Origin of the sequence: Flavobacterium agri (assembly GCF_013401995.1) — a bacterium.
In the GTDB taxonomy this organism is placed as follows: domain Bacteria; phylum Bacteroidota; class Bacteroidia; order Flavobacteriales; family Flavobacteriaceae; genus Flavobacterium; species Flavobacterium agri.
In genome coordinates this window covers 377-778 of the sequence record NZ_JACBJI010000007.1, presented here as the reverse complement: position 1 = coordinate 778, position 402 = coordinate 377, and the positions used below count along the sequence as shown (strand labels likewise).

General features: G+C 67.2%; 1 pseudogene. It reads right to left on the bottom strand.

The features are described 5' to 3' along the window. Positions 1-402, bottom strand: a pseudogene (locus HZF10_RS14535) (hypothetical protein); the annotation flags it as partial.

Genomic DNA, 402 nt, shown 5'->3' with positions numbered 1-402 from the left:
CCGTCGCCGTTCGGGGTGAAGAAGTGCGGGTAGTTCACCAGGTGCACCACCACGTCGCCCGTGTTGCCGCAGGCACCGCGCACCACGATCACGTGCTCGCCCGGGCCCACGTTCTCGAACAGCCCGCCGTTGGCAAGCCACGGCCCGCCGTCAAGGCTGTACTCGAAGGCCTCGGGGTTGATGCCGTCCACGTGAACCTGTATCGACTGGTGGTCCTGGAAGGCGCCGCTCACCGTATAGGTAGGGTTCACCGGGACGCTCGACTCCACCACGGTATGCACCGCCGACGGGCCCGAGACGCATCCGGCCGCGCTGGTGATGCTCACCGTGTAGTCGCCCGGAAGGTCCACGTCGATGGTCTGGCCCGTAAGGCCCGTGTCCACGCCGTCAAGGAACCACTGG